The sequence below is a fragment of the Yoonia sp. genome (genome assembly GCF_046498525.1).
GTDB lineage: Bacteria > Pseudomonadota > Alphaproteobacteria > Rhodobacterales > Rhodobacteraceae > Yoonia.
Genome location: NZ_JAWOAN010000230.1, coordinates 1 through 7025, shown reverse-complemented (window position 1 = coordinate 7025; position 7025 = coordinate 1). Strand labels below are relative to the sequence as shown.

Here is a 7025-nt window from a genome sequence, read left to right as displayed (position 1 = left end):
CTGTGGTTTGCCCGCTTCGCCTGTCGATGATCTGGTCACGTTCCATACAGTCTTTGGCAAGACGGTACCGGATGTTTCGCTGAATGCCGTGGCCAACCTTGGTTATGCCGAGGGGCGCTGGCTGCGCCCCGTCTATCCGGGTGATACGCTCGTGTCGCAGTCCGAAGTCATGGGCGTGAAGCAGAACTCGAACGGCAAGTCCGGGGTGGTCTGGGTGCGGACGACGGGGCGCAACCAGCACGGCGAGGACGTGCTGAGCTATGTGCGCTGGGTCATGGTGCGCAAGCGGGGTCAAGGGTCTGCGCCTGAAACGGTGATTCCTGATCTGGCGGATGCTGTTGCTGCGTCAGACCTTGTGGTGCCGGATGGGCTGACGTTTGAAGGCTATGATTTTGCACTCGCTGGAGAGCCGCACCGCATGGGTGACTATACCGTGGGTGAGGTGATCGACCACGTCGATGGTGTGACAATCGAAGAAGCCGAGCATATGCTGGCCGCGCGCCTGTGGCAGAACACGGCCAAGGTGCATTTTGACGCGACCAACCGCGCAGATGGCAAACGGTTGATCTATGGTGGCCATGTGATTTCGCTAGCCCGTGCGCTGTCCTTCAATGGCTTGGCCAATGCGCAGATGATCGTCGCGCTGAATGGTGGCGCACATGCCAATCCTTGCTTTGCCGGTGATACCGTGCGGGCGTGGTCGGAGGTTCTTGAGACAGCCGAGACAGATGCACCCGGCGTCGGTGCCATTCGTCTGCGTCTGGTTGCCACAAAGGGCGCGGCAGGCGTTCTGCGCGGCGATGATGGCACGTATGATCCCGAAGTGTTGCTTGATCTGGATTACTGGGCGCTCATGCCGATCTAGGTAGTTTCGCTTCAATCGTGTCAAAACGATATTTGTGATCACACATTTTAAAACTGTGATCACAACTGCAAAAAACATGCCGGATCGCGACCTTTTTTCACGCTTTGGTGGGTTCGCTGTGCGTGACTCTGCCGTAAAGATGGTGCAAAAAGAACCCCAAGGCGTCGTCTCGCCGACGACATATGCCAAAGAAGGGAACTGATATGGCTGACGTGAACCGGGGCAATCGCCCGCTTTCACCGCATTTGACGATTTATCGTCCGCAATGGACCTCGATGTCCTCGATTCTTGTCCGGATCACGGGCAACGCGCTGATTGTCGCCGCTTTGATGATCGTATGGTGGTTCGTCGCTGCCGCGTCGGGGCCAGAGGCGTTTGCGAGGGCGAACGGGTTTGTTACCAGCTGGTTTGGCGATCTGGTCATGACCCTGTCAGTCCTCGGGCTTTGGTATCACCTGCTGGGCGGACTGCGCCATCTGGTCTGGGACAGCGGGCGGATGCTCGACGTTGAAAGATCGGAACTGGCCGCGCAGATGATGATGGTGCTGTCGGTGTTGCTGACCATCTTTACCGTCGTCGTTTTATAAGGAGTACGCAGAATGGGATATTTGACTGACCGCAAGCGTGCTGTTGGAATGGGCTCTGCGCAGACCGGAACAGAACATCACTGGCAGATGATCATCACTTCCGTGGCGCTGCTGGTCCTTGTGCCGCTGTTCATTTTCACGTTCGGCTGGATTCTCGGGTCGCCCTATGAAGAAGTGATCGCCTATTATCAGCGCCCTTTCCCCGCTGTTGTCGCGATCCTGACCATGCTGGTCGGCTTTTTTCATTATCGGCTGGGTGTTCAAACCCTGATCGAGGATTACGTCCATGGTTTCGCCCGCAAGGTGGCGATCATCGGTATGATCTGCTTGTCCTATGCTGCGGCGGCTTTTGCGGTTTTCGCAATCGTCCGCATCGCCCTTTAATCCGACCGGAGCTTATCACTTATGGCTGCTTACGAATATGAAACGCATACCTATGACGCGATTGTTGTAGGGGCTGGTGGTGCCGGGCTGCGGGCGACACTGGGTCTGGCCGAACAAGGCCTGCGCACAGCCTGCATTACCAAGGTGTTCCCCACGCGGTCCCATACTGTTGCCGCGCAGGGTGGCATCGCCGCATCCCTTGGCAACATGGGCCCTGATAGCTGGCAGTGGCACATGTATGACACCGTCAAAGGCTCGGACTGGCTGGGTGACACGGACGCGATGGAATACCTTGCCCGTGAAGCGCCCAAGGCGGTTTACGAGCTGGAGCATTACGGCGTGCCTTTTTCTCGCACCGAAGAGGGCACGATCTATCAGCGTCCCTTTGGCGGCCACACCACCGAATTCGGTGAGGGCCCGCCCGTGCAGCGCACCTGTGCTGCCGCCGACCGTACCGGTCACGCGATTTTGCACACGCTTTATGGCCAGTCGCTGAAACAGCAGGCGGAGTTCTATATCGAATATTTCGCCCTTGATCTGATCATGTCGGACGATGGCATTTGTCAGGGTGTGATCGCGTGGAAGCTGGATGACGGCACCATGCATGTGTTCAATGCCAAGACCGTCGTTCTGGCGACAGGCGGCTATGGCCGTGCCTATTTCAGCGCCACATCCGCCCACACCTGCACCGGTGACGGTGGCGGTATGGTCGCCCGTCAGGGTCTGCCTTTGCAGGACATGGAGTTCGTCCAGTTTCACCCCACCGGCATTTACGGCGCGGGCTGCCTGATCACCGAAGGTGCGCGCGGCGAGGGGGGATATCTGACCAACTCCGAAGGCGAGCGGTTCATGGAGCGCTATGCGCCGAACTATAAGGATCTTGCCCCGCGTGACTATGTCAGCCGTTGCATGACGATGGAAATCCGCGAAGGTCGCGGTGTGGGGGCCAATGGCGATCACATTCACCTGAACCTGAACCATCTGCCAAAAGAAGCATTGGCCGAACGCCTGCCCGGAATTTCGGAAAGCGCGCGGATTTTTGCGGGTGTCGATGTCACCAAAGAGGCAATTCCGGTGTTGCCGACCGTGCATTACAATATGGGCGGTATTCCGACGAACTATTACGGTGAGGTGCTGAACCCCACCAAGAAAGACCCCAATGCCGTGGTCCCCGGCCTGATGGCTGTGGGTGAAGCGGGCTGTGCATCTGTGCATGGTGCGAACCGCCTTGGATCGAACAGCCTGATCGACCTTGTGGTCTTTGGCCGCGCCGCCGCCATCCGCGCCGGTGAAGTGGTTGATCGTGGCGCGCCGAACCCGACGCTGAACCAGACGTCGGTTGATGCATGTTTCGACCGTTTCGATGGATTGCGTCAGGCCAATGGCAGCGTGTCGACCGCCGAACTGCGTCTTGAGATGCAAAAGGCCATGCAAGAGGATGCTGCGGTTTTCCGCACCGACAAGACGCTTGGTGAAGGTGTTGCGAAAATGACCGAGATTGCGGGCAAGATGAACGATCTGTCTGTCACCGACCGCAGCCTTGTCTGGAACAGCGACCTGATGGAAACGCTGGAACTGACCAACCTGATGCCCAATGCGCTGGCTACGATTGTCGGCGCCGAGGCGCGCAAGGAAAGCCGTGGGGCCCATGCACATGAGGATTACGCGACCCGTGACGACGAAAACTGGCGGGTCCACACGATCAGCCGTGTCGATGGAGCCGAAGTCAAGCTGAGCTATCGGCCCGTGATCACCCAAGGCCTGACAACCGAAGCCGAAGGCGGTATCTCGGAAGCGAAGATTGCCCCGAAAGAGCGGACGTTCTGATGCGTCTGGCGCTGCTCTTGGGTGTGGGCATCGTTGTAATGACGGCCTGCACGCCGATGTCGCCGGAGAGGGCGGCAGATATTTGCGAAGAGCGCGCGCGCGCCGCGCAGGGACCGGAGGTTGGCCTGACCTTGGGTGCCAATAGCGAAAGCGGCCCGTTTGCAAGCGGCAGCATCAGCATTAGCGCCGATGCCATCCGAGGGCGCGATCCGATTGCAGTCTATGAAAGTTGCGTGTTCAATTTGACTGGCGAAATGCCTGTGCGGCCACCGCGTTTGCGGGTCATGTAAGGATTACGGGGCGCAAGCCCTGATGGAAGGAACGAAAAATGGTACAACTGACACTTCCCAAGAACTCCCGCATGAAAGTGGGCAAGACCTGGCCCAAGCCGGAAGGCGCCACCAATTTGCGCAAGGTACAGGTCTATCGTTGGAACCCCGATGACGGGAAGAACCCGCAACTGGATACCTATTTCCTTGATATGGATTATTGCGGGCCGATGATTCTGGACGCGCTGATCAAGATCAAGAACGAAATCGACCCCACGCTCACCTTCCGCCGGTCCTGCCGGGAAGGGATCTGCGGGTCTTGCGCGATGAACATCGACGGGATCAATACGCTGGCCTGCATTTACGGGATGGATGAGGTGAAGGGGGATATCAAGATATATCCACTGCCTCATATGCCGGTGATCAAGGACCTGATCCCGGACCTGACCCACTTTTATGCGCAGCATGCGTCGGTCATGCCGTGGCTGGAAACCAAGACAAACCGCCCTGCGAAGGAATGGAAGCAATCTATCGACGACCGCAAAAAGCTGGATGGTCTTTATGAATGTGTGATGTGCGCGTGCTGTTCGACATCCTGCCCTTCGTACTGGTGGAACGGTGATCGCTACCTAGGACCGGCTGCACTTTTGCACGCCTACCGCTGGATCATCGACAGCCGTGACGAAGCAACGGGTGAGCGGTTGGACCAACTTGAAGATCCGTTCAAGCTCTACCGCTGCCATACGATCATGAACTGTGCAAAGACCTGCCCAAAGGGACTGAACCCCGCCAAAGCAATCGCACATATCAAGGGCATGATGGTCGAGCGGGTCGTCTGACATACCCGTTGTTTGGCTTTGAGCGACCTGTCGGGGGGCTGTCTGCCCCCCGCTGACGCGCCCCCCGAGGATATTTGTGGGCCGATAATGACGAAAGAGGGCCCGCCTTTTCAGACGAGCCCCTCCGGTCATTACCGGCCACGACCATCGGCGTCCCCGCCTGTATCGCACGTCATATTTGTCGGAACATAGTTAATGTTCCGTTATTATTGGCCTGTAAATATCCTGGGGGAGCCCCGAAGGGGCGGGGGCAAAGCCCCCCGAACCTCTATGCAAAAGCTGCCGTAAGGGCGATTTCGACCATATCCCCGAATGACCGTTCACGATCCTGGGCGGGCAGAGCCTCGTGGGTAATCAAGTGATCGCTGACGGTGAGGACCGCCAAGGCGCGCCGTCCGTGACGGGCGGCAAGATTGTAGAGTTCGGCGGCTTCCATCTCGACGCCGAGGATGCCGTGGCGGATCATCTGTTCGTTCAAGTCAGGTCGTTCATCATAAAAGACATCTGAAGAATATATGCCCCCGACATGTGTTGGAACGCCTTTTGCCTTGGCTACTTCATGGGCGGCGGCAAGCAGACCGTAGTCTGCGCACGGCGCGAAATTGAGTTCTTTGAAGATGCCCTGCGACGGCGTCGATAATGTCGAGGCTGTCATCGCCAGAATGACATCGCGTATGCCCACGTTTTCCTGCATCCCGCCACAAGACCCGATGCGGATCAGCGTCTGTACGTCATAATCTCTGATCAGTTCGTTGGCATAGATGGATAGCGAGGGCATACCCATGCCTGATCCCTGAATTGTCACAGGGTGCCCGTTCCATGTGCCGGTAAAGCCCAGCATGCCGCGAACCTCGTTGACGCAGCGGGCATCTGTCAGGAATGTTTCGGCGGCCCATTTGGCGCGGTACGGATCGCCGGGCATCAACACGGTTGGTGCGATGTCGCCTTTTTCAGCGCCGATGTGGATTGTCATACTGGGCCCCCTTTTATTGTGGCGACCAGCTTAGGGCCAGTCGCGCACAGGGGGAAGCTAGATTTCCATCGCGTCGGGCGATGTGCCTGCCTTAATCGCGGCCTTGAACCATTCAGGCTGCCGTCCCTTTCCGGTCCATGTTTGGTCCGGGTCGGCAGGATTTCTGTATTTGGGTGCCGAGACAGTTTTCGCACCTGATGTGGCTTGGCGCTTTTTGCGCACAGGCGCCTCGCCGGTAATTTCAGCAAGTGAAAAGCCGTGTGCAGCTACGGCTTTTTCCGCTGCTGCCAGTGCCGCTTTCTTTTCTTGCACAGCGAGCTTGGCCAAGGCTTTTTCGATATCGGACTTCAGCTTTTCCAATTCTTTTCGGTTCATTGATTTCAGATCAGGTTTCATATTTCGCACTCCAATTTGCGCCACGGCCTATATCACCCGCCTGAAAACGCTTCACGGTGTAATGATAATACACTGTACTAAAGCGTATTGCCTATGGCCTATTCAGCAGCCACCGACCGTGGATCTACCAAGGTCACAATATCACCCATGATTTTGTTTAATTCAAAGTCTTTTGGCGTATAGACCCGCGCCACACCCATTGCGTGTAATTCCCTTGCGTCATCGTCTGGAATAATGCCGCCTGCAATGACCGGAATATGATCTATCCCTGCGGCGCGCAATCGTGTCATCACATCCCGCACCAATGGAATATGCGAGCCTGACAGAATTGACAGGCCAATCACGTGGACATCGCCATTTTGTGCGGCCGTCACGATTTCCTCTGGGGTGAGGCGGATGCCTTCGTAGTCAATTTCCATGCCGCAGTCCCGCGCGCGCGCGGCAATCTGCTCGGCCCCGTTGGAGTGTCCGTCGAGCCCCGGTTTGCCCACGAGAAATTTCAGACGACGGCCAAGTGCCGTGCTCACCAGATCGACCTGCTCGCGCAACTCTTCAAGCCCTTCCGTACGGTTTGACGGGTTGCTGCTCACTCCGGTTGGCGCACGGTACTGCCCGAATACGCTCCGGACAACGTCTGCCCATTCACCCGTTGTGACACCGGCACGGGCACAGGCAATCGAGGGTGGCATGATATTGCTGCCATCTTCGGCGGCTGTACGCAGGGCTGTCAGCGCCTCATTCACTGCGGCAGCATCACGGTCTGTTTTCCAAGTTGCCAGACGGCGGAGCTGGTCGGCTTCATCCGCACCTCCTGCATCAGGTGAAATAATCGCCACCTTTCCTTCTGAGCAAGAAAATTTTCTTTCAATATCTTCAATAATTACC

Annotated in this window: 9 protein-coding genes; 6 read left to right on the top strand and 3 right to left on the bottom strand. The window is 57.3% G+C overall.

What is annotated here, in order from left to right:
• From R6T97_RS14050 to R6T97_RS14025, 6 genes are all read left to right on the top strand, one after another.
• Positions 1-865 (top strand): MaoC family dehydratase (locus R6T97_RS14050; protein WP_410349923.1); only part of this gene is annotated, 865 nt, incomplete at its 5' end.
• 203 nt (positions 866-1068) lie between these two features.
• Entirely contained in the window at positions 1069-1452 is a 384-nt protein-coding gene (gene sdhC / locus R6T97_RS14045) for a succinate dehydrogenase, cytochrome b556 subunit (protein WP_410349922.1), read from the top strand.
• Positions 1453-1464: 12 nt separating this feature from the next.
• Positions 1465-1836: a succinate dehydrogenase, hydrophobic membrane anchor protein gene (gene sdhD / locus R6T97_RS14040; RefSeq protein WP_410349921.1), complete on the top strand. Its 372-nt coding sequence runs from the start codon at positions 1465-1467 to the stop codon at positions 1834-1836.
• A gap of 21 nt (positions 1837-1857) precedes the next feature.
• A complete protein-coding gene (gene sdhA, locus R6T97_RS14035; RefSeq protein WP_410349920.1) occupies positions 1858-3663 on the top strand; it encodes a succinate dehydrogenase flavoprotein subunit in 1806 nt (601 codons plus the stop codon).
• Complete coding sequence (locus R6T97_RS14030; protein ID WP_410349919.1) at positions 3663-3953, top strand: hypothetical protein; 291 nt, start codon at positions 3663-3665, stop codon at positions 3951-3953. The genes sdhA and R6T97_RS14030 overlap by 1 nt, the downstream gene beginning before the upstream one ends.
• Before the next feature lie 38 nt (positions 3954-3991).
• Entirely contained in the window at positions 3992-4771 is a 780-nt protein-coding gene (locus R6T97_RS14025; protein ID WP_410349918.1) for a succinate dehydrogenase iron-sulfur subunit, read from the top strand.
• A gap of 268 nt (positions 4772-5039) precedes the next feature.
• Here the strand turns inward: R6T97_RS14025 and deoD are convergent, their stop codons facing one another.
• The 3 genes from deoD to R6T97_RS14010 all read right to left on the bottom strand — a co-directional run.
• Complete coding sequence (gene deoD, locus R6T97_RS14020; RefSeq protein ID WP_410349917.1) at positions 5040-5744, bottom strand: purine-nucleoside phosphorylase; 705 nt, start codon at positions 5742-5744, stop codon at positions 5040-5042.
• Positions 5745-5801: 57 nt separating this feature from the next.
• Positions 5802-6140, bottom strand: a complete 339-nt coding sequence (locus R6T97_RS14015) for an H-NS family nucleoid-associated regulatory protein (RefSeq protein WP_410349916.1) — start codon at positions 6138-6140, stop codon at positions 5802-5804.
• Between the two features lie 98 nt (positions 6141-6238).
• Positions 6239-7025, bottom strand: a 787-nt coding sequence (locus R6T97_RS14010) for a methylmalonyl-CoA mutase family protein (RefSeq protein WP_410349915.1), incomplete at its 5' end; no start/stop codon positions are given.